This window comes from Methylorubrum sp. POS3 (assembly GCF_043352485.1).
Classification (GTDB): domain Bacteria; phylum Pseudomonadota; class Alphaproteobacteria; order Rhizobiales; family Beijerinckiaceae; genus Methylobacterium; species Methylobacterium suomiense.
This window is the reverse complement of sequence record NZ_JAPRBT010000014.1, coordinates 1-239: the sequence shown is the minus strand read 5'-3', so window position 1 is coordinate 239 and position 239 is coordinate 1. Positions and strand designations below refer to the sequence as shown.

At 70.7% G+C, this 239-nt stretch carries 1 protein-coding gene; it reads left to right on the top strand.

What is annotated here, in order from left to right:
• Positions 1–239 (top strand): transketolase C-terminal domain-containing protein (locus OWC43_RS23260; RefSeq protein WP_393958657.1); only part of this gene is annotated, 239 nt, incomplete at both ends.

Below are 239 nucleotides of genomic sequence, written 5' to 3'. Positions count from 1 at the left end.
CTGGACGCGGAGCTGGTGGTCGATCTGGCGGGCAGCCACGAGGTTCTGGTGACGGTGGAGGAGGGCTCGGTCGGCGGGTTCGGGGCGATGGTCCTGCATCTCCTGGCCGAGCGGGGCGTGCTGGATGCGGGCGGCGTCCGGGTTCGGACGCTGACGCTGCCGGACAGCTACCAGGACCACGACAAGCCGGAGAAGATGTACGCCGAGGCCGGCCTCGACGCCGAGGGCATCCTCAAGGC